The 26390-nt window shown below is 74.4% G+C and carries 28 protein-coding genes; 19 read left to right on the top strand and 9 right to left on the bottom strand.

Features of this window, described 5'->3' with window-relative positions; genetic code table 11:
• Window positions 1-147: 147 nt before the first annotated feature.
• Window positions 148-744 carry a TetR/AcrR family transcriptional regulator gene (locus ACIQ9P_RS21910; protein ID WP_402358473.1) on the top strand — a complete coding sequence of 199 codons (597 nt, stop codon included), beginning with the start codon at window positions 148-150 and terminating at the stop codon, window positions 742-744.
• A 67-nt stretch (window positions 745-811) separates the two neighbouring features.
• Here the strand turns inward: ACIQ9P_RS21910 and ACIQ9P_RS21905 are convergent, their stop codons facing one another.
• Window positions 812-1144 (bottom strand): UBP-type zinc finger domain-containing protein, encoded by a 333-nt coding sequence (locus ACIQ9P_RS21905; protein ID WP_402358470.1) that lies wholly within the window; start codon window positions 1142-1144, stop codon window positions 812-814.
• Between the two features lie 165 nt (window positions 1145-1309).
• On the opposite strand from ACIQ9P_RS21905, the gene ACIQ9P_RS21900 reads away from it, so the two are divergent.
• Window positions 1310-2233 (top strand): TauD/TfdA family dioxygenase, encoded by a 924-nt coding sequence (locus ACIQ9P_RS21900; RefSeq protein ID WP_402358467.1) that lies wholly within the window; start codon window positions 1310-1312, stop codon window positions 2231-2233.
• A 19-nt stretch (window positions 2234-2252) separates the two neighbouring features.
• Here ACIQ9P_RS21900 and ACIQ9P_RS21895 read toward each other — a convergent pair whose 3' ends face one another.
• A complete protein-coding gene (locus tag ACIQ9P_RS21895) occupies window positions 2253-2810 on the bottom strand; it encodes a cupin domain-containing protein (protein ID WP_402358464.1) in 558 nt (185 codons plus the stop codon).
• Between the two features lie 261 nt (window positions 2811-3071).
• Between ACIQ9P_RS21895 and ACIQ9P_RS21890 the strand changes: the two genes are divergently transcribed.
• The 12 genes from ACIQ9P_RS21890 to ACIQ9P_RS21835 all read left to right on the top strand — a co-directional run bounded on the left by ACIQ9P_RS21890 (window position 3072) and on the right by ACIQ9P_RS21835 (window position 15899).
• Window positions 3072-3491, top strand: a complete 420-nt coding sequence (locus ACIQ9P_RS21890; RefSeq protein WP_402358461.1) for an RrF2 family transcriptional regulator — start codon at window positions 3072-3074, stop codon at window positions 3489-3491.
• Between the two features lie 113 nt (window positions 3492-3604).
• Window positions 3605-4453 carry a DsbA family protein gene (locus ACIQ9P_RS21885; protein WP_402358876.1) on the top strand — a complete coding sequence of 283 codons (849 nt, stop codon included), beginning with the start codon at window positions 3605-3607 and terminating at the stop codon, window positions 4451-4453.
• A 715-nt stretch (window positions 4454-5168) separates the two neighbouring features.
• A complete protein-coding gene (locus ACIQ9P_RS21880; protein WP_402358458.1) occupies window positions 5169-6719 on the top strand; it encodes an ABC transporter substrate-binding protein in 1551 nt (516 codons plus the stop codon).
• Entirely contained in the window at window positions 6716-7795 is a 1080-nt protein-coding gene (locus ACIQ9P_RS21875; RefSeq protein WP_402358455.1) for an ABC transporter permease, read from the top strand. Before ACIQ9P_RS21880 ends, ACIQ9P_RS21875 begins: the two co-directional genes overlap by 4 nt.
• On the top strand, window positions 7792-8742 hold the full coding sequence (locus ACIQ9P_RS21870; protein ID WP_402358452.1) for an ABC transporter permease: 951 nt from the start codon (window positions 7792-7794) through the stop codon (window positions 8740-8742). Before ACIQ9P_RS21875 ends, ACIQ9P_RS21870 begins: the two co-directional genes overlap by 4 nt.
• A complete protein-coding gene (locus tag ACIQ9P_RS21865; RefSeq protein ID WP_402358449.1) occupies window positions 8723-9826 on the top strand; it encodes an ABC transporter ATP-binding protein in 1104 nt (367 codons plus the stop codon). Before ACIQ9P_RS21870 ends, ACIQ9P_RS21865 begins: the two co-directional genes overlap by 20 nt.
• A complete protein-coding gene (locus ACIQ9P_RS21860; RefSeq protein ID WP_402358446.1) occupies window positions 9823-10923 on the top strand; it encodes an ABC transporter ATP-binding protein in 1101 nt (366 codons plus the stop codon). The genes ACIQ9P_RS21865 and ACIQ9P_RS21860 overlap by 4 nt, the downstream gene beginning before the upstream one ends.
• The gene (locus ACIQ9P_RS21855; RefSeq protein ID WP_402358443.1) at window positions 10920-12134 is read left to right on the top strand and encodes an acyl-CoA dehydrogenase family protein; all 1215 of its coding nucleotides are present in this window, start codon (window positions 10920-10922) and stop codon (window positions 12132-12134) included. Before ACIQ9P_RS21860 ends, ACIQ9P_RS21855 begins: the two co-directional genes overlap by 4 nt.
• A 101-nt stretch (window positions 12135-12235) precedes the next feature.
• Complete coding sequence (locus ACIQ9P_RS21850) at window positions 12236-13420, top strand: LLM class flavin-dependent oxidoreductase (RefSeq protein ID WP_402358440.1); 1185 nt, start codon at window positions 12236-12238, stop codon at window positions 13418-13420.
• On the top strand, window positions 13417-14259 hold the full coding sequence (locus ACIQ9P_RS21845; protein ID WP_402358437.1) for an alpha/beta hydrolase: 843 nt from the start codon (window positions 13417-13419) through the stop codon (window positions 14257-14259). The genes ACIQ9P_RS21850 and ACIQ9P_RS21845 overlap by 4 nt, the downstream gene beginning before the upstream one ends.
• Window positions 14256-14792 (top strand): flavin reductase family protein, encoded by a 537-nt coding sequence (locus ACIQ9P_RS21840; RefSeq protein WP_402358434.1) that lies wholly within the window; start codon window positions 14256-14258, stop codon window positions 14790-14792. The genes ACIQ9P_RS21845 and ACIQ9P_RS21840 overlap by 4 nt, the downstream gene beginning before the upstream one ends.
• Window positions 14793-14798: 6 nt before the next feature.
• A complete protein-coding gene (locus tag ACIQ9P_RS21835) occupies window positions 14799-15899 on the top strand; it encodes an LLM class flavin-dependent oxidoreductase (protein WP_402358431.1) in 1101 nt (366 codons plus the stop codon).
• A gap of 72 nt (window positions 15900-15971) precedes the next feature.
• On the opposite strand, the gene ACIQ9P_RS21830 is transcribed toward ACIQ9P_RS21835, so the two are convergent.
• Window positions 15972-17027, bottom strand: coding sequence for a serine protein kinase RIO (locus tag ACIQ9P_RS21830; protein WP_402358428.1), 1056 nt, complete (start codon window positions 17025-17027; stop codon window positions 15972-15974).
• Window positions 17028-17387: 360 nt separating this feature from the next.
• On the opposite strand from ACIQ9P_RS21830, the gene ACIQ9P_RS21825 reads away from it, so the two are divergent.
• Together ACIQ9P_RS21825 and ACIQ9P_RS21820 are read left to right on the top strand one after the other, a co-directional pair.
• Window positions 17388-18185, top strand: coding sequence for an alpha/beta fold hydrolase (locus ACIQ9P_RS21825; RefSeq protein ID WP_402358425.1), 798 nt, complete (start codon window positions 17388-17390; stop codon window positions 18183-18185).
• A 49-nt stretch (window positions 18186-18234) separates the two neighbouring features.
• Window positions 18235-19119, top strand: coding sequence for a DMT family transporter (locus ACIQ9P_RS21820; protein ID WP_402358422.1), 885 nt, complete (start codon window positions 18235-18237; stop codon window positions 19117-19119).
• 137 nt (window positions 19120-19256) lie between these two features.
• On the opposite strand, the gene ACIQ9P_RS21815 is transcribed toward ACIQ9P_RS21820, so the two are convergent.
• Entirely contained in the window at window positions 19257-19895 is a 639-nt protein-coding gene (locus tag ACIQ9P_RS21815; RefSeq protein ID WP_402358419.1) for a class I SAM-dependent methyltransferase, read from the bottom strand.
• Window positions 19896-20055: 160 nt separating this feature from the next.
• On the opposite strand from ACIQ9P_RS21815, the gene ACIQ9P_RS21810 reads away from it, so the two are divergent.
• On the top strand, window positions 20056-20640 hold the full coding sequence (locus ACIQ9P_RS21810) for a helix-turn-helix domain-containing protein (RefSeq protein WP_402358416.1): 585 nt from the start codon (window positions 20056-20058) through the stop codon (window positions 20638-20640).
• A 96-nt stretch (window positions 20641-20736) separates the two neighbouring features.
• The gene (locus ACIQ9P_RS21805) at window positions 20737-21261 is read left to right on the top strand and encodes a DUF6584 family protein (protein ID WP_402358413.1); all 525 of its coding nucleotides are present in this window, start codon (window positions 20737-20739) and stop codon (window positions 21259-21261) included.
• 385 nt (window positions 21262-21646) lie between these two features.
• Here ACIQ9P_RS21805 and ACIQ9P_RS21800 read toward each other — a convergent pair whose 3' ends face one another.
• On the bottom strand, window positions 21647-22060 hold the full coding sequence (locus tag ACIQ9P_RS21800; RefSeq protein ID WP_402358410.1) for a hypothetical protein: 414 nt from the start codon (window positions 22058-22060) through the stop codon (window positions 21647-21649).
• 525 nt (window positions 22061-22585) lie between these two features.
• Window positions 22586-23413, bottom strand: coding sequence for a lipase family protein (locus ACIQ9P_RS21795; protein ID WP_402358407.1), 828 nt, complete (start codon window positions 23411-23413; stop codon window positions 22586-22588).
• A gap of 253 nt (window positions 23414-23666) precedes the next feature.
• Here ACIQ9P_RS21795 and ACIQ9P_RS21790 point away from each other — a divergent pair, with 253 nt between their 5' ends.
• Window positions 23667-24410 (top strand): hypothetical protein, encoded by a 744-nt coding sequence (locus ACIQ9P_RS21790; protein ID WP_402358404.1) that lies wholly within the window; start codon window positions 23667-23669, stop codon window positions 24408-24410.
• 12 nt (window positions 24411-24422) lie between these two features.
• Here ACIQ9P_RS21790 and ACIQ9P_RS21785 read toward each other — a convergent pair whose 3' ends face one another.
• The 3 genes from ACIQ9P_RS21785 to ACIQ9P_RS21775 form a co-directional block, all read right to left on the bottom strand.
• A complete protein-coding gene (locus ACIQ9P_RS21785; protein WP_402358401.1) occupies window positions 24423-25217 on the bottom strand; it encodes a DUF4232 domain-containing protein in 795 nt (264 codons plus the stop codon).
• Window positions 25218-25470: 253 nt separating this feature from the next.
• A complete protein-coding gene (locus ACIQ9P_RS21780) occupies window positions 25471-25620 on the bottom strand; it encodes a hypothetical protein (RefSeq protein ID WP_402358398.1) in 150 nt (49 codons plus the stop codon).
• A gap of 11 nt (window positions 25621-25631) precedes the next feature.
• Window positions 25632-26342 (bottom strand): CGNR zinc finger domain-containing protein, encoded by a 711-nt coding sequence (locus ACIQ9P_RS21775; protein ID WP_402358395.1) that lies wholly within the window; start codon window positions 26340-26342, stop codon window positions 25632-25634.
• Between the last annotated feature and the right edge of the window lie 48 nt (window positions 26343-26390).

The raw sequence follows: 26390 nt of genomic DNA, 5'->3' as shown, positions 1-26390 counted from the left end.
AGATCGCGCCGGATTCGGGCGGACGGCAGATCGGTGGCCGGGGCGGGCAGGCTCCCGCTAAGCTCGACTCAAGCGGAGCGCTGCTCCATCTAGTATCCGGAGCACTGTTCCGCTTTGTCAACGACGAAGGAAGGAAGCGAGACCCAGGTGCCTGTCGACAGCCCGCAGGAGCAGCCCACACCCCCGGCCCGCGGCAAACGGTCCGACGCGTTGCGCAACCAGCGGACGCTGCTCACCGCCGCGGCCGAGGTGTTCGTCGAGTCGGGCGTCGACGCGCCGATCCGCCGGATCGCCGCCCGGGCGGGCGTGGGCATGGGCACCATCTACCGCCACTTCCCGACCAGGGCCGACCTCGTCACCGCCGTCTACCGGCACCAGATCGAAGCGTGCGTCGAAGCCGGCCCCAGACTGCTGGCCGAGGCCGACTCCCCCTACGACGCGCTGCGCGCCTGGATCGACCTCTTCGTCGACTTCCTGGTCACCAAGCACGGACTCGCCGAGGTCCTGCAGTCCGACACCGACCGCTTCGGCTCCCTGCACGCACTCCTCGAACGCCTGCTGCCCGTCTGCGCGCAGCTGCTCGACGCCGCGGAGAGCGCGGGCGAGATCACCGGCCACCTGAAGCCCTACGAACTCATGCGCGGCATCGGCAACCTCTGCATCGGACGCGACGGCGACGACCGGTACGACCCCCGCCGACTGATCGACGTGCTGCTCACCGGACTGCGGTCGGTGCCGAACTGACCCGGCGCGCAGCCGGGACGACGGCCACCCGTCCCACCGCCCCCTTCCCCCTGGGCCGGTGGCCCGGTCACTCCGGCCGGGCGGCGGGGCGCAGGTAGACCTCGTCGGTGTAGCACCAGGCCCAGTCCTCGCCCGGCCGGAGCGTGCGGGCGAGGTGGTGGGCGCCGTGGGCGCGGGCGTGACGGTACGCGTGCTGCCCGGGCGAGCTGTCGCAGCAGCCGACGTGCCCGCAGCTCAGACAGGCCAGCAGGTTCACCCAGGAACCGCCGTCCCGCAGGCAGTCCTCGCAGCCGGGGATTGCGTTCGCGGGGGCCGCGCGCAGTCCTTCCACATGGGCGCAGGTCGACTGGACGACCCGGCCCGGATCGGCCGCGACCCGCCATTCGTTCCGACCGTCCACAGGGCACACCCTACGAGGCCGGTCGCGGCGGCGCAGGCCGGACCGGCCTCGAAGGGCGGCCGGGAGACCCCCGACCGCCGGCCGCGGCGGGGTTTTCGGCCCGGAGCGCGGGGAAGAACGTGTCGGGACTCCCGAACGTGCGACTGCGACCGAAGGGGATCACTGATGACGGGACGCGCCGAAGGCCCGGGGCCCCGGGCCTGGACCCCCGCCGCTCTGGACGAGGAGGACTGGCTCGTTCCGTGGTCGCCCGGTCCGACGGGTCCGCCCGGTGCCACGAATCCCACAGGTCCGACGGGTCCCACCGACGGACCGCAGACCGAGGACGATCCGACCGCCCGCATCGCCCACGCCCTGCGCCACGGGCCGGGGCTCGCCCTGGTGCGCGGCCTGGAGCTGAACGGCCTCGGCGACCCGGAGTGCGCCGAGCTGTGCCGACGCCTCGCCGCCCGTCTGGGCACGGTGCTGCCGCTCCCGGCCGGCCCGTCGGCGGACGACCTGCTCACCGCCGAGACCGCCCCGGCGGTCGAACTCTCCGCCGCCGACCGCGCCGCGCAGCGGGAGGGGGACGCCAGGACGCTCGACCCGCACACCGACCGGTCGTACGGCCCCGAGTCGCCGTGGCTGCTGGGCCTGTTGTGCATCCGGCCGGCCCGGGCCGGAGGTGAGTCGCTGCTGGTCAGCGGCCGCGCCGTCCACGACCGTCTCGCCGCGCGCGACCCGTCCGCGCTGCATCACCTCTACCAGGACTTCCACTTCGGGCGCGGCCCGGACTTCGACCGCGTCTCGCCCGTCTTCCAGCAGCGCCGCCACGGCCTGCATGTCCAGTACAACCGTTACTGGATCGAGCGCGGGCAGCAGGAGGCCGACCGGCCGCTGCCGCCGGAGCGGCGGGCGGCACTGGACACCCTCCACGAGGTGCTCACCGACCCCGGGATGGTGCTGCGCGTCCCGCTGCGCCGGGGTGATCTGCTGTTCGTGGACAACACGGCCGTCCTGCACGGACGGACCGGGTTCAGCGACCCGGCCGGCCCGGGCGAGCGGCGCTGCCTGGCCCGGGTCTGGGCGGACCGGCCGGCCGACCGGTGAAGACCCTGGCCGGGTGGGGTCAGCCGCCGTCGCCGAGGGCGTAGAGGCCGGGAAGGTTGACCACGATCGCCTCCTGGGTACTGCGGGCGATGACGACGACCGCCTCCTCCTCCGGGTCCGGGTTCTCCTCGCGGTGCGGGACGAACGGCGGCACGAAGATGTAGTCGCCCGGGCCGGTGCGCAGCCGGATCTCCTCGGGCGTGCCGGAGGAGTCGTCGACGAAGACGAACTCGGGGTGCCCGCTGACCACGTGGATGGCGGTCTCGGACTCGCCGTGGTGGTGGTCGGAGGAGGCGGTGGCGGGGGCGACGTGGGTCTGCCCCATCCAGAGCTTCTCCGAGCCGACCGTGCGTCCGCTGATCGCGGCGAAGCGCCGCATCCCGCCGGTCTGGGCGGTGCCGTCGTCGAGTTCACCGGCGCGGATGTGGTGCAGCCGGGCCCTCAGCGCGGTGCCCGCGGGGGCGTCCGTGCCGTGCAGGTGCGGATGGAAGCCGGTGCCCGCCTCCGTGACGACGGCCGCCGCTCCTTCCGTGGCAGGCGCGGGGGTGTGGGAGTGGGCGTGGGGTTCGGCGGACATGGCGCTCCTGGGTCGGGCGGGGCGATCGGGGCGGGGAGGAAGGGGAGGGCGGGACGATGAGGCACGGGGGAACGGGGCGGCGGCGCGTGGCTCGGACACGGGGCGGCACCTCCCGGCGCCCTCCCCGGGCACCCCGGGATGTCACCGGACGCTAGGCCCGCCGGTGAAAGGATGTCAAGAGGTGTCTTTTCCCGCCCGCCTGGCCCGCCCTTGGCGGACAAGGGACTTGAGCACCGCTCCACCCGGGGGATACTCGGGTGCATGCACATATCCGCCAAGGCCGACTACGCCGCCCGGGCTCTGGTCGAGCTCGCCCGCGACACGTCGCGCCCCCTCACCTGCGAGGCCATCGCCGCCTCCCAGGGCATCCCGTTCCGGTTCCTCAAGTCCGTGGTGGGCGAGCTGCGACGGGCCGGGCTGGTCCGCAGCCAGCGCGGCTGCGAGGGCGGCTACTGGCTCGGCCGGACGGCCGACGAGATCACTCTGCTGGACGTGGTGCGCGCGGTGGACGGCGAGGTGATCACCCTGCGCGGAGAGCCGCTGTCCGGGCTCGACTATCCGGGCCCCGCGCGCGCACTGCCGTCGGTCTGGCGCAGCGTCGAGGAACGCGCGGTGGAGATCCTCGCGGGCACGACGGTGGCCCAGTTGGTGCGCTCCGGCGACCGGGTCGCGACCGCGTGAGCGGGGCCGAGAGCGAGACCGGGGTCCAGGCCGAGACCGGGGTCCAGGCCGAACGCAGGACCGGGGCCGAGCCCGAGGCCACCGCGGTCGAGGTCGTGGAGTTCACCGATCCGATGTGCCCGTGGTCCTGGGCCGCCGAGCCGAGGCTGCGGGCACTGCTGCGTGAGACGGAGGGCTTCTGCCGACACCGGCGGGTCTTCGGGGTCCTGTTCGACGAGGACGAGGATCCGGCGCCGGATCCCGCTGCCGAGACGGCCTGGTACGCCCGCTACGTCGAGCGGATCACCGACCACGCGGGCGCGCCCCGGGCCGTCCGGCTGGGCTGGGTGGCGGCGAGCAGTTGGCCGTCCTCGCTGGCGGCGGCCGCCGCCGAGGCGCAGGGTCCGCTGGTCGCCGAGCGGGTGCTGCGCCGGCTGCGGGAGAGCGTGTTCGTCCTCGGCGAGCCCGCCGACACTCCCGGGCGCGTCCTCGCGGCGGTGGCGGGCGTCGCCGGCCTCGACGAGCCACGGCTGCGGGCCGACCTGACCTCCGCGGCCGTCCGCGAACGGGTGCTGCGCGACCGCGCCGAGGCCCGGCGGCCGCTGCCGGAGGTGATCGGGCTGCGCGGGGACGGGCCCCACCCGGGGGCGGCGAAGGAGACCGAGGACGGCGGCCACCGGTACGCGCTGCCGACCGTGGTGTTCAGCGGACCGCGCGGGCGGCGGGTGGTACCGGGGTGGCGGGGCGTGGAGGAGTACCGGAGCGCGTTGGCGGCGGTCTCGCCCGCGCCGCTGCCGGTGGCGGCCCGCACCGCCACCGCCGAGGAACTGTTGGAGCGGTACCGCAGTCTGACCGGACCCGAGCTGGCCGGGGCACCCGGAAGGCTACCGGCCGACGCACTGCGCGTCCGGACCGCGAACGGGGTCGTCGTCCTCCACCCGAGGGAGCGTTCCGGCCCGGCGGCAGCGGCGGCCCGAGGGTAGTCGCCACCGGCGGTAACGGCGGCGCCGGCGCTAGCGGCGACCTGGCCGTGGTGACGGCCCTCCGCCGCCCGGCCGACGGGCCGACGGGCCGACGGGCCGCGCCGACGGAGGCGACGAAGACGTCACACGGCGCCGCACCGGGGGCGGCGCGGCGGCCCGTCCCGGTCCGGCACAACGGCTGTCCGTGGACGTCGCAACGGCGCTGTGTGAACGGCGCGTTGAGGAGGTGTTGCAGCACTCGCCGAAGCCAAGAGACACCTTTTGGTGTCCATTGACAGCAGGCCGCTGACCTGGCCAGGATGAGTCCATGACCTCCACGCACCCCTTCCCGGTGCGCCGCTGGACGAGTCACCGACGCACCAGCAGCACCCGCTGTTGTTGACCGCGTCCGGACCCGGCGGCCATCGCGCCGCCACACCGCGCCCCGCCCGGGCGACCCGCGCGCACGGCTCCTGAACCCGGCACCCCGGGCCCCGGTTCCCGGCCGGCCCTTCCCCGGCGGACCCGCCACCCCCGCACCGCCCGCTCGCTCCCCGGCCCGCGGACCCGTCGGGCCCCTCCGTGCCCGGCCGCGCGCTCCCGGCCCGGCCTCCTCGCGCCAGACACGTCCTCCGGCCCGTACCCGTGCCCACGCCTGTGCCCGACCCCTCGACTCCGTGCCCGTGGCCGGAGCCCCGCGCTGCCGCGCGCCCCCTCCGAAAGGTGACCGACCGTCATGACCAGCTCCCTCAGCGACCGCCCGCAGCTCGGCAGACGTTCCCTGCTCGGCCTCGGCCTGGGCCTCGGCGCCTCGTTCGCCCTCGCCGCGTGCGGCGACCCCGGACAGGCCGGGACGGGCGGATCCACCGCCGGCGGCACCCTCAAGTGGGGCTGGGCGCTGCCGACTTCGTGGGATCCGGTGTTCTCCTCGGCGGGCTGGGACGTCCACTCGCTGTCGCTGGTCTACGCGGGCCTCACCAAGCTCGACGAACAGGGCACAGCCGTCCCGGCGCTGGCCTCGGCCTGGAAGTTCAGTGCCGACGGCACCTCGGTCGCCTTCACCCTGCGCCCCGGCCTGACCTTCTCCGACGGCACCCCGCTGGACGCCGCGGCGGTCAAGAAGAGCCTGGACCGCGGCCGCACCGAGCCCAAGTCCCTGGTCGCCCCACAGCTCACCAGCGTCCGCGAGGTGTCCGCTCCCGACCCGCAGACCGTGCTGCTCCAACTCTCCCGGCCCGACTACCAGATCCCCAACCTGCTGGCCGGGAAGACCGGCATGGTCGTCAATCCCAGGGCCTTCGAGTCGGACGGCGCCGGGCTGGCCACCCGCCCGGCCGGAGCCGGGCCCTTCGCCCTCACCTCCTACACCCAGAACGCCAAGGCCGTCCTGCGGCGCAACCCCGCCTACTGGGACGCGACCGCGATCAAACTGGAGAACTTCGAGATCTACCCGCTGCCGGACGCCGCCACCGTGGTGGCCGGGCTCCAGTCCGGACAGTTCGACGTGGCCCAGATCCCGGGCAGCCAGGTCGCCGCGGCCAAGGCGGCGGGCCTGGAGGTCCAGGTGATCCCGTCCCTGGTGGTGGCGGTGCTGGACGTCAACGTCGAGAAGGCGCCGTTCGACAACCCCAAGGTGGTCGAGGCACTCAAGTTCGCGGTCGACCGGGAGGCGCTGCTCAAGACCCAGCTCTTCGGCTACGGCGAGGTCAATCACCAACCGTTCCCGAAGGGTTATGTCGGTTACGACCCCGCCTCGGCCGACCTCTACCGGTACGACCCGGCGAAGGCGCGCGCGCTGCTCACCGAGGCCGGCCACCCCGACGGCGTCGACCTCGCCCTGACCACCACGGCCGCGCAGGGACTGCCCGAGCAGCTCCAGGCGCAGCTGAAGGAGGTCGGCATCCGGGCCACCATCGACGTGGTCCCGGCGGCGCAGGCCACCCAGATCGTCTACATCCAGCACGCCAAGGCCCTGTTCACGGACCAGTTCGCGGGCCGTGACTCCGCCGCACAGACGTTCCAGGTGCTGTTCGGCGAGCAGGGCCTGATGAACCCGGGCCGGCGCACCCCGCCGGAGCTGGCCGCAGCGGTCGAGCAGGTCTCGCGCACCCCGCTGGACTCGCCGGAGTACCCGCAGGTCCTCCGCGCCGCGACCGCGCTCGCGGTGCGCACGATGCCCAACACCTTCCTCTACAGCGTCCCCCGGCTGCTGGCCCGGCGGAAGGCCGTCTCGCCGATCCCGGCCTTCACGGTGGTACAGCGCTTCGAAGGGGTGACCGCGGCGTGAGCGCCGTCCTGCCCCGCCCGGACGTCCGGCGCGCGGGGCCGCTCGCCCGCCGGGTGGCGCGGGCCCCGCGTCCGCTGGGGCGGGTGCTCGGGAGCACGGTCACCGTCTTCCTGCTCTCCTCGCTGCTCACCTTCGGCCTCGGCGCCGTCTCGGACGCCAACCCGGCCGCCGCCGTCCTCGGCGAGACCGCCACCGCGGCCGACATCGCCCGGCTGGACCACGAGTTCGGCCTGGACCGGCCGCTGCCCGTCCAGTACGGCGACTGGCTGCTCGACGCGGTCGGCGGCGACCTCGGGACCTCCTGGTTCACCACGGTGCCGGTCGCCGACTCGATCGCCACCGCGCTCCCGGTCGACCTGTCCATCGCCGGGCTCGCCCTGCTGCTGGCCGTCCTGCTGGGCGGCGCGGCCGGGGTCGCGGCGGCGCTGAGCAACGGCGGCCGGCTGGACCGCGCCGTCACCGCCGTCTGCACCCTCCTCGGCACCCTGCCCGCCTTCGTGATCGCGATCGGCCTGATCACGCTGGTCGCCGTCCAGTTGCGGTTGCTGCCGTCCGGCGGGTACGTGCCGTTCTCCCGACAGCCGGGCGAGTGGCTGCGGTTCGCCCTGCTGCCGGCGCTGGCCCTCAGTCTGGACGCCGCCGCCGGCATCGCCCGCCAGCTGCGGACCTCGCTGGTAGCGGAGGTACGCCGGAACTACGCGACCGGCGCCCTGATGCGCGGACTGTCCGGGCGCCGGGTGCTGTTCGGCCACGCGCTGCGGAACGCCGCCGGTCCGGCCTTCACCGTGCTCGGCATGAGCGTGCCGGTACTCATCGGCGGCGCCGTGGTCACCGAGCGGATCTTCAACCTGCCGGGGATCGCCCAACTGTCGCTCCGGGCGGCCGAGCAGCACGACGTGCCGGTGATCCAGGGCACCCTGCTGGTCACCGTCGCGGTGGTGCTCGTCGCCAATCTGGCCGTCGACGCCGTGCTGTTCGCCCTCAACCCGGTGGCCCGGCGCGGACCTCGGCCGGAGGGACGCGCACGGAGGACGACAGCAGCAACGGCAACGGCAGCGACAGGAGTGGCCCGGTGAACGCGCTGCGGGTGCCCATCGCCCGCGCCGCGCTGACCGTCCTGGCCCTCGTTCTGCTGCTCGCCCTGCTCGGCGGACGGATCGCCCCGGCGGACCCGCTCGCCCAGGACACCGCCCACATCCTGGCCGGGCCCTCGGCGGAGCACCTGCTGGGCACCGACTACCTCGGCCGCGACGTGCTGAGCCGACTGCTGGCCGGAACCGGGCTCTCCGTACTCGCCGCCGTCGAGGCGGTGGCCCTCGCCGCCCTGCTCGGGGTCGTCCCCGGGCTGCTGTCGGTGCGGTTCGGCCCGGCCCGGTCCTGGCTGGCCCTGCGCGCCGTGGACTCCCTGATGACGCTGCCGTTCACGCTCTTCGCGATCGCCGCCGTCGGCCTGCTCGGCAACGGACTGCACCAGGCGATGCTGGCGCTCGGCGTCCTGCTCGCGCCGCTGTTCTTCCGCGTCACCCGGGCCGCCGCGCTCGGCCTGGACCGCGCCCAGTACGTCGAGGCCGCCGAGCTGATGGGTGCCTCCCGGTCCTGGATCCTGCGGGTGCACATCTGGCGCAAGGTCCTGCCGACCGTCGCCGTCACCACCGCGCACGCGCTGGCCACCGGTCTGCTCACGGTCTCCTCCCTCACCTTCCTCGGGATCGGCGTGCAGCCGCCGGCGCCGACCTGGGGCGGCATGCTCGCCAGCGACCTCGGCTTCCTGGCCCAGCAGCCGTGGGCGCCGGTCCCGCCCGCCGTACTGATCATGCTCACCGTCGGGGCACTGAACCTGCTGGCCGACGCCCTCACCGACAGCGACCGGACCGGCGCCGCCCCGGCCGCCGCCCGCACCCGCCGGGTCGGCGGGAGGCGCGCAGCGCCGGGCGTGCCGTTCGCGCCGGGCGCCCCGCCCGCACCGGGTGTATCGACCGCGCCGGACCGGAAGGAGCAGGACCATGTCCCCCACCCCGCCTGAGCCCGCCTCTGCTGCGCCGGGCCGTCCCGCCCGCACCGCCGCCCTGCGGGTCGAGGGGCTGCACGTGACCGTCGGCCACGGCCGCACCGAGGCCGTCCGCGACGTCTCGTTCGACGTCCTCCCCGGCGAGGCCGTCGGACTGGTCGGGGAGTCCGGCAGCGGAAAGACGCTCACCTGCCGCTCGGTGCTCGGCCTGCCGTCGCCCGGGGTCGCCGTCTCCGCCGGACGGATCGTCCTCGGCGGCACGGCGGACGACGGCCCGGGGAGTCCCGACACGGATCTCGTCAGCCTGACCGACCGCCAGTGGCAGCAGGTGCGCGGCACCCGGATCGGCGCCGTCTTCCAGGACCCCGGCTCGTACCTCAACCCCACCCTCACCGTCGGACGCCAGTTCGGCGAGCCGCTGCGCCGACGCGGACTCACCCGGGCCCAGGCCCGCCGACGGGCGGTGGAACTCTTCGGGGCCGTCGGCCTGCACGACCCGGAGCGGATCCACGACAGCTACCCGCACGAGCTCTCCGGCGGCATGCTCCAGCGGGTCCTGATCGCGGTCGCGATCTCCGACGACCCTCAGCTGCTGGTCGCCGACGAGGCCACCACCGCGCTGGACACCGTCGTCCAGGCCGAGGTGCTGGACCTGCTGGGCGGGCTGCGCGACCGGCACGGACTGGCCCTGCTACTGGTCAGCCACGACCTGGCGGTGGTCGCCGAGGTGTGCGACCGGGTCCTCGTGCTCTACGCGGGCGAGGTCGTCGAGGAGGGCCCCACCGCCGAGGTGGTCGCCGCCCCGGCCCACCCGTACACCGAGGCGCTGCTGCGGGTCGCCGCCCTGGGCCGCCGCGACCGCCGGGAACTCGCCGTCATCCCCGGCCGACCGCCCGAGCCCGGCACCGCCGGGGCCGGCTGCCGCTTCGCGCCGCGCTGCGAGTACGCCACCGCCGCCTGCGCCGAGCAGCCCGTCCCGCTCACGCCCGGCCCCGGGACCGGCCACCGGGCCGCCCGCTGCCTGCGCAGCGCCGAACTGACCCTCAGCGGCGTCCGCGAACACACGGACGCCACGCAACGAACGGAGGTCCCGGTTTGAGCATCACCGCCATCGCCTCGTCGATCACGGACGGGCCGACGCCCGTCACCGGATCCCCCGCCCTGCGGATCGAGCGACTGGAAGTCCGCTACGGCCGCACCCCCGTACTCGGCGGGGTCGACCTGGAGGCGCGCTCCGGCGAGATCCTGGGCCTCATCGGCGAGACCGGCTCCGGGAAGACCACGCTCGCCCGGGCCGTGGCCGGGCTCGCCCCCGTCACCGCGGGCCGGATCACGGTGGACGGTACCGACCGCACCGTCCTGCGCGGCCGCTCCCTGCGGACGGCGCGGCGGGCCGGGACCGTCCAGTACATGTTCCAGGACCCGCTGCGCTCCCTCGACCCCGATCTGACAGTGGCCCGCCTCGTCGGCGAACCGCTCGCCGTGGCCGGCGTGCCCCGGTCCGAGCGCGGGCCGCGGGTGCGGGAGGCGCTCGACCGGGTCGGCCTGGACGGCGCGTTGGCCGCCCGCACCCCCGGCGCGCTGTCGGGCGGCCAACGCCAACGGGTCGCCCTGGCCCGGGCGATCGTCGGGCGGCCCCGGCTGCTGCTGGCCGACGAACCGGCCAGCGCCCTGGACGCCTCCAACCGCAACCACGTCCTGCGCCTGCTGGACCGGCTCCGCCACGAACTCGACCTGGCCGTCGTGGTGATCTCGCACGACCTCGACTCGCTGGCCGGGATCGCCGACCGGATCGCCGTGCTCTACCGGGGCCGGATCGTCGAACAGGGCCCGGCAAACGCGGTGCTGGACCGGCCGCTGCACCCGTACAGCGCGCTGCTGGCCGCCTCGGCGCCGGGACCGGACCCCGCGCGGCGGACCGTGCTCCGGCTCCTGCGGGCGCCCGCCGGGGCCGCCGTCCCCGAGGGCGGCTGCGGGTTCGCGCACCGCTGCCCGTTCGCGGACGCGGCCTGCGCGGCGGTCCCGGAGCTCGGACCCGCCGCCGCGGTCTCCAGCACCGGTCCGCGGGCGCACGCCGCCGCCTGCCACCACAGCCCGGACTGGCAGGCCCGGCTCCACCCGGGCAACGCCGTCCACACCCCCGGCTCCGACGCCACCACTCCTGACGCCAGCACTCCCACGGAGCAGCCCCGATGACCCCGGCACCGGCACCGACCGACCGACCCGCACCCCCACCGACGGCCCCCGCCCGACCGGCACCCCCACCGCCCGACCTCGGCAGACTGCCCGCCCTGACCGCCGCCCTCGCGGAGCGGGCCGCCGAGCACGACCGGGACGCCACCTTCCCCACCGAGGGCGTCGCACTCGTCCACCGGGCCGGGCTGCTCACCGCGACCGTCGCCGAACGGTACGGCGGCGCCGGCGGCGGCCTCGCCGACACCGTCCGGATCCTGCGCGCCCTCGGCGCCGGCGACCCGGCGGTCGCCCTGGCCACCGCGATGACCCTGTTCGTCCACGCCGCCGAGGCACGGGAGGCCCACTGGCCGGCCGGCCCGCTGGCGCGGCTGCTCGCGGAGTCCGCCGAACGCCCCACCCTGGTCAACCACGTCCGGGTGGAGCCTGAGCTCGGCACCCCCGTGCGCGGCGGGCTGCCGACGACCGTGGCCGTACGGCGCGGCGACACCTGGGAACTGACCGGGCGCAAGATCTACTCCACCGCCGCACCCGCGCTGCGCTGGCTGCTGGTCTGGGCCCGCACCGACGAACCCGAGCCCCGGGTCGGCTCGTTCCTGGTCCGCGGCGACCTCCCCGGCATCACCGTGGAACCCACCTGGGACCACCTCGGCCTGCGGGCCAGCCGCAGCGACGACGTGGTCCTGGACGCCGTGCGGGTCCCGCTCGACCACACCGCACGGCTCGCCGCCCCCGCCCCGGAAGGCGGCCGGGACCACCTCGGCGGCGCCTGGAACTCGCTCGGCCTGACCGCCCTCTACCTGGGCGTCGCCCGGGCCGCGCAGTCCTGGCTCACCGGCTTCCTGCACGAGCGGACACCCAGCGCCCTGGGCGCGCCACTGGCGAGCCTGCCCCGCTTCCAGAGCGAACTCGGCCTGATCGACCTCGAACTCGGCGCCGCCGAACGGCTGGTCACCGCCCTCGCGGCGGCGGTCGACGCGGACGAGCCGCAGGCCGTCGACGAGGCACCCGGCGCGAAGCTGCTCGGCACCCGCGCCGCCGTGGAATCCGTCCAGCGGGCCGTCACCCTGGTCGGCAACCACGGCCTGACCCGGCACCACCCGCTCCAGCGACACCTGCGCGACGTGCTGTGCGCCCGGGTGCACACCCCGCAGGACGACACCGTCCTGCTCGCCCGGGGCCGGGCCGCCCTGCGCCGCCCGCCGGTCGGCTGACCGGCCCCCTCCTTCCCTCGCTCCCCCGGGCTCCGCCGCCCGCGGCGCTCCTCCCCGATCCCCTTGCCAAGAAATCTCCTTGCCACGAAAGGCAGACCGCCATGCCCGTCGAGTTCATCGGCATGATCTCCACCCACGACGTCTCCGAGACCCGCCCCGCGCACGGCCCGGTGGTCGACCCCGACTACACCCGGCGGTTCGCCCGGGCCCACGAGGAGGCCGGCTTCGACCGGATCCTGATCGCCCACTCCTCGGCCAGCCCCGACCCCAACCAGGTCGCCGCGTTCGCCGCCGCCAACACCGAGCGGCTGGGCCTGCTGATCGCGCACCGCCCCGGCTTCATCGCGCCCACCGTCGCCGCCCGCACCTTCGCGACCCTGGACCAGTTCTCCGGCGGCCGGGTCGCCGTCCACATCATCACCGGCGGCCACGACGCCGAGCAGCGCCGCGACGGCGACTACCTCACCAAGGACGAGCGCTACGCCCGCACCGACGACTACCTGACCGTGCTCACCAAGGCATGGACCGCCGATGAGCCGTTCGACCACGAGGGCCCGTACTACCGCTTCGCCGACTTCAAGTCCGAGGTGCTGCCGGCGCAGCGGCCGCGCATCCCGCTGTTCTTCGGCGGCTCCTCCGAGGCCGCCTACCGGGTCGGCGGCCGGCACGCCGACACCTTCGCGCTGTGGGGCGAGCCGCTGGCCGAGACCGCCCAGCAGATCGCCTCCGTCCGCGCGGCCGCCACCGCCGCCGGCCGCACCGACGTGCAGGGCATCAGCGTCTCCTTCCGCCCGATCCTCGGCCGCACCGAGGACGAGGCATGGGACCGCGCCCACCGCGTCCTGGCCACCATCAAGAAGGGCGGCGACGCCTTCGGCGGGCGCCGCAGGATCCTGCCGACCGGCCCCGGGGCGGCCCCGCAGAACGTCGGCTCCCAGCGCCTGCTGGCCGCCGCCGCCAAGGGCGACCGGCACGACCGAGCGCTGTGGACGGCCCCCGCCGCGGCGACCGGCGCCGCCGGGAACTCGACCGCCCTGGTCGGCACGCCGGAGACGGTCGCCCAGGCCCTGCTGGACTACGTCGACCTCGGCGCCACCACGCTGCTGATCCGCGGCTACGACCCGCTGGAGGACGCCCTCGACTACGGCAAGGAGCTCATCCCGCTGGTGCGTCAGGAGGTCGCCCGCCGCGACGCGCGGGCGGCCCGGGCGGCCCAGGAGGCCGGGGAGGCGCGGGTGCGGCAGGCGGGCCAGGCCGCCGTCGCGGTGTCCGGTGCCGCCCGATGACCGCCACCACCGCCCCGGTGCCACTGGCCGATCCGACCTCCGCCGTCTGGGAGCCCGCCGTCGGCATCGCCGTGCGCGGCACCGTCCTGCTGCTGCCCGGCCGGGGCGAGCACCCGGGCGTGTACGCCCGCTTCGGGCGGCGGCTGGCCTTCGACGGCTACCGCGTGGTCGTCCCGGTGGTGCCCGCCGCGGGATCCGTCCCGCCGGACCTGGCCGGTCCGGTCGCCGAGGCCCGAGCCAGCGCCCCGCCCGGCGCCCCCGTGGTCCTGGCCGGCTCGGACACCGGAGCCCTGCTCGCCCTGGCAGCCGCCCCGGCAGCCGCCCCCGACGGACTGCTGCTCGTGGGCCTGCCCACCGCGGGTGCCGCGCCCGGCGCCCCGGACACCACCGACGCCTGGACGGACGAACTCGGCGCCCGGACGTCCTGCCCGATGCACCGGAGCCTGCTGGCCACCGACCCGGAGTTCCGGCCGGGCGCCCTCGCCCAGGACGTCCCCGTCTCCCTCGCCCGGGCCGCCGAGGAGGCGGCTTCCGACATCGCCTCCGGTGGAGCCGCCTCCGCCGGGGTGCCGGTCCTCCTCGTGCACGGGTCCGCCGACCCGGTGTCGCCTCCCGCCACCGCACGGGGCTTCGCCGACCGGCTCTCCGCCGGAATCGTGCTGGTCGCCGACGGCCGCCACGACGCGCTCAACGACGCCGCCCACCGCAGCGTCGCCGCCGCCGTCGTCCAGTGGCTGGAACGCCTGCGGGGCGGCCCGCACCTGCCCGCCCAGATCGTCACCACCGGCGCGGACGGGCACACCCCCGGCCCGCCCGCCCCCGAAGGAGACCCCGCATGACCACCCTCGACGAACGACCCGTCCTCACCCAACCGTCCACGCTCGCCGGAGCCCACGGCGCCGACCTGCTCCGCAGCGCCCTGCGCCGGCACGCGGCCGGCGTCACGGTGATCACCGCGGCCGGGCCCGGCGGCCCCGCCGGGTTCACCGCGACCTCGTTCACCTCGGTCAGCCTGGACCCCGCCCTGGTCTCCTTCTACCTGTCGGCCACCGCCTCGGCCGCGCCCGCGGTCCGGGAGGCCGAGGCGTTCACCGTGCACATCCTGCGCGACGACCAGCGCGAGCTGGCGAACCGTTTCGCCCGCAGCGGGATCGACCGCTTCGCCGGTACCGACTGGCACACCGGCCCGTACGGCACGCCCGTCCTCGCCGGCGCCGCCGCCCGGCTCACGGCCCGCCCGTTCCTGCTCCAGCCGGTCGGCGACCACCTGCTGGTCGTCGGCGAGGTACTGGCCGTCGACACCACCGACGGCCCGCCGCTGGTCCACCACGACGGCGGCTACGGCGCCTTCGCCCCGGTCCGGGAGGGCTGAGCCGCCATGACGCTGACCGCCCACTGGTTCCTGCCCACCACCGGGGACAGCCGGCACGTGGTCGGCGGCGGCCACGGCTCCACGCCCGGCACCGTCGGCACCGACCGGCCGCCGAGCATCGCCTACCTCGGCCAGATCGCCCGCAGCGCGGAACAGCTCGGCTTCACCGGTGCGCTGACACCGACCGGTGCCTGGTGCGAGGACGCCTGGCTGACCACCGCGATGCTCACCCGGGAGACCGAGCGCCTGAAGTACCTGGTGGCCTTCCGGCCCGGTCAGCTCAGCCCGACGCTGGCCGCCCAGATGGCCACCAGCTACCAGAACCAGTCGGGCGGCCGACTCCTGCTCAACGTCGTCACCGGCGGCGAGTCCGCCGAGCAGCGCGCGTACGGGGACTTCCTCGACAAGGCGGGCCGCTACGCCCGCACCGGGGAGTTCCTGTCCGTCACCGGCCGTCTCTGGCGCGGCGAACAGGTCGACCACCGGGGCACCCATCTGCGGGTGGAGGGCGCCCGGCTGACCCGACTGCCGGAACCGGTGCCCGAGGTGTACTTCGGCGGCTCCTCCCCGGAGGCCGCCGAGGTCGCCGCCCGGCACGCCGACGTCTACCTCACCTGGGGCGAGCCGCCGGCCATGGTGGCCGAGAAGATCCGGCACATCCGCGAACTGGCCGCCCGGCACGGCCGCGCGCCGCGGTTCGGCATCCGGCTGCACGTCATCACCCGCGACACCGCGCGGGCCGCGTGGGCCGAGGCCGACCGGCTGCTCGCCGGCATGGACCCGGCGCGGATCGCCGAGACCCAGGCGGCCCTGGCCCGCAGCGAGTCCGAGGGCCAACGGCGGATGCGTCTGCTGCACGGCGGCTCGACCGACCGGCTGGAGGTCTCGCCCAATCTCTGGGCCGGGATCGGTCTGGTGCGCGGCGGCGCGGGCACCGCCCTGGTCGGCGACCACCGCGAGGTGGCGGACCGGATCGAGGAGTACCACCGGCTGGGTGTGGACGAGTTCATCCTCTCCGGCGCCCCGCACCTGGAGGAGGCGTACTGGGTCGGGGAGAACGTGCTGCCGGTCCTCGCCGAGCGGGGGCTCTGGAAACGCGAGGTCTGACGGGAGTCGCCGGGCGGATCCGGTCGGGCGACGGGGCGGCGGGATCGCACCCCGCCGCCCGACCGGCCCTCGTCACCCCAGTCGCGCGTCGAACTCCAGGGACTCGACGAGTTCGCCGACCCGCCGCTCCGGCAGGCCCCGGGAGACGAACCAGGCGCCGACGTTGCGCACGTCCCGCTCCAGGAACGAACGGCCGCGCGGATTCGCCACGACGTCCACGATCTGCGGCACATCGATGATCACCAGCCGCCCCTCGTGGACCAGGATGTTGTACGCCGACAGGTCACCGTGCGCGTAGCCGCCGACGGCCAGCAGCGACAGGCTGCGGCCCAGCTGCTCCCAGAGGTCCTCGACGTCCGCCTCCTCGGCGCGCAGCTGCGCGAGCCGGGGCGCGGCGGCGCCGCTCTCGTCGCCGATGAACTCCATCAGGATCTCCGTGCCCAGGATCTGCACCGGATAGGGAACGGCCGCGCCGGCCGACCAGAGGCGACACAGCGCGTTGAACTCGGCTCCGGCCCACTGCCCGGCGATCGCCTCCTTGCCGAACGTGGTCCGCTTGGCCATCGCCCGGGCGATCCGGGACTCCTTGTGCCGGCGCCCCTCCAGGTACCCGGAGTCCCGGTGGAACATCCGGTGCTGGGAGTCGCGGTAGCGCTTGGCCGCCATCAGCGTGCGGCGGTCCGTGCCCGGCACCGCGCGCTCCAGCAGGAAGACGTCCGCCTCCTTGCCGGTCTTCACCAGGCCGAGTTCGGTGTCCACGGCCGCGAGTTCGGTCACCACCCAGGACGGGCGCGGCTCGGGCCCCTTCTCGGTGGGGGTGGACTGGTCCCACGTCGACCAGCGGTCGCCGTCGGCCGGGCCGTCGGGGTTGTCGTCGTCACTGTCGTAGTTGTCGTCGTGGTTGTCGTCGACGTAGCTGTTGTGACCGTCGTCGCCGTGGCTCTCGTGGCCGCCGTCGAAGTCGGCGTAGTCGTCACTGCCGCCCACGGCGTAGGCCCCGTGGTCGTCGAACCCGAACACGACCTCGGGCTCGGTGTCGTCGAACCGCTCGGACCGGCGGCCGCGACGGGGTGCGCCCTTGGCGCGGATACGGGAGAAGGAATCGGTCTCGGAAAAGCGCTCGCGCACTGTGGTGGCTCCTGGGAAACAGCCCACCGGTGCGCCAGTTGCGAGGCGCCGTCAGTCAGTGGGCGAAGGACGAGAGGAAGAGGCATAGGGCGCGCACACCAAGGCGCGCCGCGACACGGCGGCGACCATCGAAACGCACCTCCTCTGCTTCTCCACGTCAGTCCCCACACCACGGAAGCCCCGCAGCGAGAACAAGTCAGAGCCTAGCGACTTCCAAGATCGGCGCAACCGAATATTTCCGCCCGTCCTCACCCACCCTCCGCCGCTCCGGTCGACATGCCACGACCGGCCCAAGGTCGCCGACGGGCGGAACCCGGCACGCGACAATGCGGGACGTCCGACGAGCCGGGAGGTCGAGCCATGGGCGGCACCGCACAATTCCACGCCTGGAACATCCGGGAGTCGGGCCCGCCCGACGCCCCGCACCGGGTGTTGCTCCTGCCCGGCGGGCTCTGCGGCACGACGTTCTTCGCCGATCTGACGTCCGCCCCCGCGCTCGCAGACGCACCGATCCGACTGATCGCGGCGACCGTCCCGGGCCACGCCGGAACGATCGCGCCGGCGGACGTGTCGATCGAGAACTACGCGGCCATCACCGGCGCCTTCGCCGCCGCGCACGGCTGTACGACCGTGGTCGGCCACAGCATCGGTGCCAACATCGCCCTGGAGATGGCGGCCGGCGGCCACTTCTCCGGACCACTGGTGCTGCTCTCCCCCACGTTCTCGCGACCGGACGAGTCCACGGCACTCGCGATCGCCTCGGCGCTGGGGCGGGTCCCGGGGCTCGGCTCCCTGGTCTGGCCGGCGATGCTGTGGCTGACGCCGAGGGTCCTGGCCTTCCCGGAACGACGGCGGGCCGAGCTCGTCGCCGATCTGGAGAAGAACTCACCGTCGTTCTGCCGCCGCGCCATCGCCGAGTACTTCGCCTACCTGGACCGGCACGGCAACCTGGTGCCACGGCTGTGCGAATCCGGCTCCCCGACCCGGGTGGTGCGCGGCGACCGGGACGAAGTGGGGCTCACCGAGACCGAGCGCGGCGCACTCGAAGCCTGCCCCTCCGTCACCCTGACGGTGATCCCCGACAGCGGGCACATGGTGATGCTGGAGCAACCCGATGCGGTGGCGCGCCTGGTCGCCGACGTCGTCCTCAACGGCTGAGGGCGTTATTTCGGTGCGGGCCGAAACCTGGACGCCCTAGGTTCTCCGTATGAGCATCTCAGCGGCGGGCGTGGCCCCGAGGGACGGCAAGGCACTGGCGGCGGCCTCGACGACGGTGGTGCTGTGGGCATCCGCCTTCGTGGCGATCCGGAGCGCGAACGAACACTTCGGGCCCGGATCCCTGGCGCTCGGCCGCCTGCTGGTGGGGACGGTCGCCCTGCTCGGCCTGCTGGCCCACCGCCGGGAGGGCCTGCCCCCGCGAGCGGCCTGGCCGGGTGTCGCCGTCTCGGGCGTGCTCTGGTTCGGCCTCTACATGGTCGCCCTGAACTGGGGCGAGAAGGAGGTCGAGGCGGGCACAGCGGCGATGCTGATCGGTATCGGACCCGTCCTGATCGCCCTGCTGGGCGGCTGGCTGCTGCGCGAGGGCCTCCCGTCCAAGCTGCTCGCCGGGATGGCCGTCTCCCTGACCGGCGTGGTCGTCGTCGGCCTGTCCAGGTCGGGCGGCGAGGGCAGTTCGGTGTCCGGCATCGGCCTGTGCCTGCTCGCGGCCGTCGCCTACGCGGCGGGTGTGGTGGCCCAGAAGCCCGCCCTGCGACACGCCAGCGCGCTCCAGGTGACGACCTTCGGCTGCCTGATCGGCGCCGTCGCCTGCCTGCCCTTCGCCCCGCAACTGGTCTCGGACCTCTCCGCCGCCCCGGTGTCCGCGAGCCTCAACGTGCTCTACCTCGGCCTGTTCCCGACCGCCCTGGCCTTCACCACCTGGGCCTACGCCCTCTCCCGCACCACCGCCGCCCGTATGGGCGCCACTACCTACTCCGTCCCGGCCCTGGTCGTCGTCATGGCCTGGCTCCTCCTCGGCGAGACCCCCGCCCTCCTCACCCTCGCCGGCGGTGCCCTCTGCCTCGCCGGCGTCGCCGTCACCCGCCGCACCTGACCGACCGCCGACCCGGTCGACCCGGCCGACCCGGCCGACCCGGCCGACCGCCACTACGACGTGGAGCAGCGATTCTGCGGACAGTTCTCGCGAGCGTGTTCGTTCCTGCGTGGCGTCGCGTGTGGGTGAGGGGTCGGCTACTGGCCGCGCCGGACGGTCAGGACGGTGTCGTGGATGGTGACGTGCCGGCCGTCGGGTGCGGCGGCGGTGCGGGGGCGGGCGGTGCGGGTGACGGCCTTCCAGGCGGGGGCGGGCAGGTCGTCGACGAGGTCGTCGGCGGTGTAGAAGATGTCGGGCTCGGGTGGGCGGGGCATCGCGGTGTCCAGGTCGCTGGGGTGGTGGCCGATGATCACCAGATGTCCTCCGTCGGCCACCCGCGCGGCGAGGGCGGCGAGGGCGGCGCGGCGCAGGGGTGAGGGGAAGTGGAGGAAGGAGGCGGTGACGAGGTCGTAGTGGGGCGCGTCGTCCTGGGGCGTCCAGGTGCGGATATCGGCCTGTTGCCAGGCGAGGCGACCGGTCAGCGCGGTCGGGGCGTGGTCGGCCGCGCGGGCGAGGGCACGGGCGGAGAAGTCGGTGCCGGTGACCTGCCAGCCCGCCCCGGCCAGCCAGATGGCGTCGGCGCCCTCACCGCATCCCGCCTCCAGTGCCGTCCCCGGCGTCAGTGCGGTGACTTCTTCGACCAGTGCGGGGTTGGGCCGCCCGCTCCACAGCGGGTCGGGGGCGTTGTAGCGCTGGTCCCAGAACTCGGCCTCGTAGCGGGGGTCGGTGCCACTCATCAGAAGTTCTCCAGGGTGTGGTCGGGATCTGTGGTGATCATGCGGGGGTGGAGTCGGGGCCCGCTCTCCGGACGACGGCCCCGGTCGGACCGCCTGACACCACGATTGGACAGCCCGCCGTGAAGCGCAAAGATTCTTGCTGCGGTGGCAAGGTGGAGGGATGGACGAAGAAACACAGTCGACGATGGCCGCGGTCGGCCCGCGCCTCAAAGGACTGCGGACGCAGCGCGGCCTCTCCTTGACAGCTCTGGCGGAAGCCACCGGGATCTCCCTCAGTACGCTCTCGCGCCTGGAATCGGGCCAGCGTCGCCCCACCCTCGAACTGCTCCTGCCCCTGGCACGCGAACTGCGCGTGGACATCGGCCAGCTCATCGGCGCACCCCCGACGGGCGACCCGCGGCTACACCTTCAGCCCGTCACCCGCCACGGCATGATCGTGCTCCCGCTCACCAGACGTGCGGGAAGCCCGCAAGCCTACAAGTTGGTCATCTCACCGAAGACGCGCTCGCCGGAGCCCGAGCAGGCCAGCCACGAGGGCTATGAATGGATCTACGTACTCGACGGTCGGCTGCGCCTGGTCCTGGGTGACAACGACCTGATCATGGGCCCCGGCGAAGCCGCCGAGTTCGACACCCGCACCCCCCACTGGTTCGGCAACGCCGACGAACACCCCGTCGAAATCCTCAGCCTCCTCGGCCGCCAGGGAGAACGCGCACACCTCCGCGCCCGGACCACACCACGATGAAGGCGCCCGCCGACAGCCGCCACCCGCGCCCCTCCCACTGCCTGGACACCTGAAAAGCCCTTTGACCAGGAGTTCTTCGTCAGTGACGATGCTCCGGTGACACTTGAGACCACCCTCGCCCGCGTTGACGCAGACCTCCACGCGGGCCGGATACCCGTAGCCCGCCAACGTCTGCGCGGCCTGGTGGCCTCGTACCCCGCCGACCTCACGGTCAGACAGCGACTGGCCGAGATCTACCGGTTGTACGGCGAGCCGGCCGAGGCGGGCCGCTGGACCTACCTCGACCCGGACCGGGATCCGGCCGAGACCGCGGCCTTCGAGGCCCGTCACCCTGATCCGCTCGACCGGATGGTGGCCCTCGCCTGGCGCGGCCCCGAGCAGTCGGCGCCGACCGAGAGCGCCCGCGCCCGGCTGGCCGAACTCCGTGAGGCGGCCACCGCACAGGCCGGTCACCCGATCCGCTGGGACCGCGTGGCCCACCACGCCAGGGATCGCGACCGCCCCACCGAGAGCGCGGATGCGGACGATTCGCTGTTCTGCGTCGGTCTCGCCGCCGCCGCGCTCGCGGTCCTGGGCTTCGCGGCCCTCGGCATCGTCACCTTCGTCCGCTGGTGGCTCTGACGCGTCGTCACCGTCGGCACCGCTGTCACGGACAGCAGCCCCGACGATGCCAGGCCGACCCGGCGTCGGGCAGGGGCGTCGTACGGCCACCGGAACGGCGACGGTCCGCACCGCCGCGAGCGGGTGCTCGCGGCGGTGCGGACCATGGGCGGGCGCCTCGGCCGTGGCCCTCCCGTTGCCAGCACACCGGTCACATGGGCTGGGACCCCCGTACGGGTGGCCGGGTCGTCCCGCGTCCCGCCGGGTGGGGCCGGACGTCGCGCAGGACTCGCCGAGGCACTACCGCCCGCTCTTCCCCCGGAGGCGGCCGGTCCTGAGGTGGAACGGTCCGACCGTGCCGCTCACGGTCAAGGCGCGACCGGGGCCTGCTCAGGGGTGGTGGGAATCAGTAGCCGCAGAAGGGAAGCCGGCTCTTGGCGGCGCCGTAGTCCACGTAGGCCGCGTAGGTCCACCCGTAGACGCTCTGCTGCCAGCCGGCGTCGTTGTGGTACTCGCGGTAGGTGTGGTACCAGAGGCTCCCGGAGCCGATGTCCTGACCCCAGTCGCTCCAGCAGTCGACGTCGATCCCGTCGTGCGAGGCCGGGGAGAGGTCGGCGGCGACCTTCGCGCTGCCGACGTTGTAGTACCCGTAGACACCGACGCCGTGACCGGTACTCAGCCGGATCCCCACCGAGGTGAGGCCGGCCTGCGAGGTAACGGCACTCGGAGCCGCCCCCGCCGGAGCGGCCGCCACCACTCCGCCCGCGGCCATGGCGCCGAGCAGCGCGAGGGTCGCGGTCAGCTTCTTGCCGATGAACATGGTGATTCCTCCTGCGGGCCTGGCGCCGGGTACCGGACGGTCCCTGGTCCCGCCCTGCCGTTGTCCCCATCCTCGGCGCCCGGGGACGGGACCTCCATGTCGTCGGGTTGACGTTCGTCTGGCGTTCGGGGCTCCGGCCGCGCACTGGTCCCCGGTCCGTCGGGCGCCGCCGCTTCTGCCCGTGACGGGCGCGCGCTGGCCGTCGAACAGATCCGCGAGCTGCGGGGTCAGCTGAATCTCACCGCCCACCTGCACCGGCTCGGCGGCCACCCGCGCCCCGGCCCGCGACGGGACCACCTTCTCCGGTGGGTCGACACCCGCCCGCTCCCGCCCTGATCCCCGGCCGGCGCCGGTGCGGTCGACGTCCCGGGTGAGGGCGCGGACCGGAACGGAGCGGGGAGGGCTTCTGGACAAGGGCCGGTAGTGACGTCCGACCTCCGACCGGCCGACGACCGGAACCCGGCGGCGGCCGGGTAGGCGCCGGGCACACAGGCAGAGGTGTGCCCCCAGGAGCCGATGCGTCGTTCAGGAGGTGACCGCGAGGTTCTTCTCGAACGCGGTCAGATAGTTGCGCAGGTGGTGGTCCCTGACCGCGTCGGTACCGGGCGCCAGCATGTCGGCGGTCAGGCCCTTGGCCCGGTCCTTCAGCCCCGCCAGCAGCGGCATGGACTCGTGGAGGCGGCCGTCCGCGTCGAAGTAGCGCAGCGTCTCGACGTGGGTGAAGAGCGGTGCGGGCGGCAGGTGGGGGACGATGTCGTTGTTGTTGACGAAGCGGTAGCAGCGCTGCCGGAACGCCTTGTTGTGGGCGTCCGCGAGCAGGCGCTCGCAGGTGCGGGGCTGGCCGAAGGTGTAGATGCCGTCCGGAAGGAGCTGCGGCTCCTCGAAGTAGAACCTGCTGCCGGCCAGCATCGCGAGCGCGCCGCCGAGGCTGTGTCCGGTGAACCAGAGGCTCTGGTCCCTCGTCCGCAGCTCGCGCACGGAGTCGCGGATCTCCGGGTAGACGGACTGGAGCGCCTGGTGGAAGCCGTAGTGGACGAAGCCCTTGTTCGCCGGTCCGGGGACCGGTGGGGTGCTGACGTCGGTGAGCCAGTCGTAGATCTTGAGGACCTCGGTGCCGCGGAACCCGACGACGATCATGCGGTCATCGGCCATGACGTATGCCTGGGTGTCCTCGATCGGGAACGGCATGGCGTGCTCGGACTCGAAGTGCCTGACCTCCTGGAAGCCCCAGGCCCGTGCCTGTTCCTCGATGGCCTCGCGTTCCAGCGGCGCCAGGCCCGCCGCGCGCGCCATCCAGTAGGCGTGCTGCAGGGAGTAGCGGGTCGTCGAGTGGTCCAGCGAGGGAACGGCCATGGGTGTCCTCCGGGAAAGCCGGGCGGGGGCATCCAGCACCATAGACCCGTGGACGAACGATCATTCCTCGGCCGCGCCGGTGCAACCGCCCGGATTGTGCGCCCGAGAAGGGACGGCCCGTCGAACACGCCGGCGGCCGGTCGTTCAGGTGAAGTTCCCGCGCGGCAGCCGGGGCCTCCGGAGACAGCGGGAACCCTCGTGCGTGACGGCCGCTCGTCCCCGAGCCGCCGCGCCGCACCGAGGAGAGTCCCCCATGCGTGCACTCCCGCGCTCCGCCGCCCTCGCGGCCGCCGCCGTGTCCGTCGCCGCCCTGGTCGGTCCCGTTCCCGCCGCCGGCGCCGCGACCACCCAGCCGCCCCCGGCGGGCCGGTACCTGAACCTGCACCAGTGCGTCTACCACGGCCCGTTCCTGCCGACCAGCTTCGATCTGATGACCACCCTCGTCCCCAGCCGGGACGGCCGGTTCAGCGCGGGCACGGACATCTCCGACACCCCGGTCCCCGCGGCCGTGTGCGGCCCGGGCGACGGGACCTACGAACCCAGCGTCTACACGGCCGCCCAGGGCTACGACCTGACCACCGGTCGCTACCTCAACCTGCACCAGTGCGTCTTCTGGAGCGACTACGACCAGGACCACCTCACCACGCTGGTCGGGACCACCGACGTCAAGTTCGTCGCCGGCACCAACGTCTCCAACACCCGTGACTCCGCACCCTCCTGCGGCGGCGGGGGCACGGACCACCCGATCCCGTTGCTTTCGAGCGCCACGCCACTGGACCTGACCGCCGGGCGGTACCTGAACCTGCACCAGTGCATGTACTACTACGAGGGCTTCCGCGACCACTTCACCACCTTCGCCCCCAGTAAGGACGGTCGGTTCAGGGCCGGGACCAACGTCTCCAACACTCCCGACACCCAGCCCTCCTGCGGCACCGGGGACGGCAACTTCCAGCTCGTCCCGCTGCTCTCGGGCGTCAGGGCCCTCCGGCTCGGCTGAGCACGACGACAACTACGCCTGCCGCTGGTCCGCGGTGGCGGCGCTCTCGACCGCTTCGGCGGCGGTGGCCCGGTACAGGCCCAGCCTGGGCGCCCGGACCTTCGCACCGGCGCCGAGCGGGAAGTTCCGCGTCTCCGCGGCGGGCATGTGCTCGCCGCCGGCCAGGACGTTCAGCTCGTCGACCCCGGCCGCGGAGGTGCCGGATCCGCCGGCGGGGCTGAGGTCGAGCACCGCGAACGCAGTCCTCCCGGCCCCGACCGGGTACGCGGGCGGGCCGCCCAGCCCGCCCGGGACCAGCGGCCTGATGTCCTTGCCGCGGTCGGCGGCGTGCGAGTCACCCAGGCTGACCAGCGGGAAGTAGCTCACGCCGCAGGAGCGCGGGCCCTGGTTGCGCACCTCGATCACCCGCTGGCTCGGCACCTCGGGGCGGGCCGTCACCCGTATCGCGAGGTCCTTCCCCTCGCAGGGGTGGGTGTAGGCATAGGCGTCGTCGGTGCCGCCGCCGGGGGCGGGCGCGGTCGTCCTCGACGCGGCGGTGGCCGACGGGGCGGAACTCGACGGCACGGCCGCCGCCGACGGAACGGTCGGCGCACCGGCCGGGGCACTCGTCGGCCCGGCGGCGCCGGGGGCCGACGCGGCAGCGGCGGCGGTCTTCGCCGGCGCCGGGCCGCCGGTGTCGTCGGGCCCGCAGCCGGTCACGGCGAGGACGGCGCCGACGAGCGCCGCCGGAACGAGCAGGGTACGGCGAACCGTCATGACGAAGCCCCCGAGGCAGTAGAAGTACGGGTGAACGAGGTCTCCAGGCACCGCCCTCGGACTCCGCCGGACAGTACTGCGGCCCACTCGCCGCCCGGCCCGACGGCCGCGCGGACCCTGCCCCTTTCGACCCGGCCCGCCGGAGCCGCTGGCACCCCGCCCGACCAGCGAGAACGTCTCTCTCGACTCAGCCGGACCGGATCTCCCGGCGCTGCCCGCCCCTGCCGCTCTGCCCCGTCCGCACCGCCGCTCTGCCCCTGCCGCGCTCCGGACGTGCCCGTCCGGCACCCGTCCCGCCACCGGGTCAGCCGACCTCCAGCAGCACCGCCGGCGGTTCACCCTCGGCCACCGCAGCACGCGGAAGGGCGAACCCGAAGAAGCGGCCGGGCACGCCCAGGCAGGTGCGGTGAAGGTCGTCCCGCCCGCGCTCCGCCGCATCCGTCGTTGGTGTCATGGCGATCCGTCTCACCGGGTCGGCGGCAGCGAGGCTCCGGCAGCGGCCGGTGCCTGCTGCCGCGCGCGATAGGCCCGCTTCTTGGCGAGGGCGCCGCAGGTCTTCATCGAGCACCAGCGGCGGGCGCTCGCGCGGGAGGTGTCGACGAAGGGGACCGCGCAGTCGGGGTTCCCGCAGAGGCGGACGTGGGCGCGGTGCTCCGAGGCGCAGAGGGCGATCAAGTCCCGGGCGACCATCGACAGCACCGCCGTGATCCCGTCGCCGTGCCAGCGCACGGTGGCGGCGTCGGGGGCGAGTTCGGGCGTCGAGGGCGGATCGGCGGCGACGCGGTTGACCAGCGCGATGTCCTCCGGGGCGGGCGGGAGCGCCTCCGCCAGGGCCCGGCCGGTCCGGTGGATCGCCTCGCGAAGCTGTCGGGCCCGTTCCAGGTCGGCCCCGGTGCAGGACGGCGCGACCGTGGTGCAGGCGCTCTCCACCGCCCAGCGGCTCAAGTCCTCGGGGCGGGAGAGCCGTTCGAAGGGCGTGCCGGTGCCGCGGTCGGCCAGGGTGCCGGCGAAGGCGAAGCACAGGCGCGCATCGTCGAAGCGGAAGTCGGTCTTGGCGCGCTGGCGTCCCTCCCGGGTTCCGTCCCCGGCGTCCTTCCCGTCCTTCCCGTCCTTCCTGTCCGTGCCATCCGTACTGGCCGTGCCACCCGGTTCCGCGTCCTTCGATTCACCCTTCATGTCCACCACTCTATGCGGTTGACATTGCTCGAAACAAGCGGCTAGCTT

Origin of the sequence: Kitasatospora sp. NPDC094019 (genome assembly GCF_044764505.1) — a bacterium.
Lineage (GTDB): Bacteria > Actinomycetota > Actinomycetes > Streptomycetales > Streptomycetaceae > Kitasatospora.
This window is presented reverse-complemented; position numbering and strand designations above follow the sequence as displayed.

Coding starts and splice junctions, on each gene's coding strand:
- ACIQ9P_RS21790 (WP_402358404.1), top strand. CDS start 23,667: ATGCGTGCACTCCCGCGCTCCGCCGCCCTCGCGGCCGCCGCCGTGTCC.
- ACIQ9P_RS21800 (WP_402358410.1), bottom strand. CDS start 22,060: ATGTTCATCGGCAAGAAGCTGACCGCGACCCTCGCGCTGCTCGGCGCC.
- ACIQ9P_RS21810 (WP_402358416.1), top strand. CDS start 20,056: ATGGACGAAGAAACACAGTCGACGATGGCCGCGGTCGGCCCGCGCCTC.
- ACIQ9P_RS21890 (WP_402358461.1), top strand. CDS start 3,072: ATGCACATATCCGCCAAGGCCGACTACGCCGCCCGGGCTCTGGTCGAG.
- ACIQ9P_RS21820 (WP_402358422.1), top strand. CDS start 18,235: ATGAGCATCTCAGCGGCGGGCGTGGCCCCGAGGGACGGCAAGGCACTG.
- ACIQ9P_RS21795 (WP_402358407.1), bottom strand. CDS start 23,413: ATGGCCGTTCCCTCGCTGGACCACTCGACGACCCGCTACTCCCTGCAG.
- ACIQ9P_RS21845 (WP_402358437.1), top strand. CDS start 13,417: ATGACCGCCACCACCGCCCCGGTGCCACTGGCCGATCCGACCTCCGCC.
- ACIQ9P_RS21815 (WP_402358419.1), bottom strand. CDS start 19,895: ATGAGTGGCACCGACCCCCGCTACGAGGCCGAGTTCTGGGACCAGCGC.
- ACIQ9P_RS21825 (WP_402358425.1), top strand. CDS start 17,388: ATGGGCGGCACCGCACAATTCCACGCCTGGAACATCCGGGAGTCGGGC.
- ACIQ9P_RS21885 (WP_402358876.1), top strand. CDS start 3,605: ATGTGCCCGTGGTCCTGGGCCGCCGAGCCGAGGCTGCGGGCACTGCTG.
- ACIQ9P_RS21900 (WP_402358467.1), top strand. CDS start 1,310: ATGACGGGACGCGCCGAAGGCCCGGGGCCCCGGGCCTGGACCCCCGCC.
- ACIQ9P_RS21780 (WP_402358398.1), bottom strand. CDS start 25,620: ATGACACCAACGACGGATGCGGCGGAGCGCGGGCGGGACGACCTTCAC.
- ACIQ9P_RS21850 (WP_402358440.1), top strand. CDS start 12,236: ATGCCCGTCGAGTTCATCGGCATGATCTCCACCCACGACGTCTCCGAG.
- ACIQ9P_RS21865 (WP_402358449.1), top strand. CDS start 8,723: ATGTCCCCCACCCCGCCTGAGCCCGCCTCTGCTGCGCCGGGCCGTCCC.
- ACIQ9P_RS21840 (WP_402358434.1), top strand. CDS start 14,256: ATGACCACCCTCGACGAACGACCCGTCCTCACCCAACCGTCCACGCTC.
- ACIQ9P_RS21835 (WP_402358431.1), top strand. CDS start 14,799: ATGACGCTGACCGCCCACTGGTTCCTGCCCACCACCGGGGACAGCCGG.
- ACIQ9P_RS21880 (WP_402358458.1), top strand. CDS start 5,169: ATGACCAGCTCCCTCAGCGACCGCCCGCAGCTCGGCAGACGTTCCCTG.
- ACIQ9P_RS21855 (WP_402358443.1), top strand. CDS start 10,920: ATGACCCCGGCACCGGCACCGACCGACCGACCCGCACCCCCACCGACG.
- ACIQ9P_RS21775 (WP_402358395.1), bottom strand. CDS start 26,342: ATGAAGGGTGAATCGAAGGACGCGGAACCGGGTGGCACGGCCAGTACG.
- ACIQ9P_RS21895 (WP_402358464.1), bottom strand. CDS start 2,810: ATGTCCGCCGAACCCCACGCCCACTCCCACACCCCCGCGCCTGCCACG.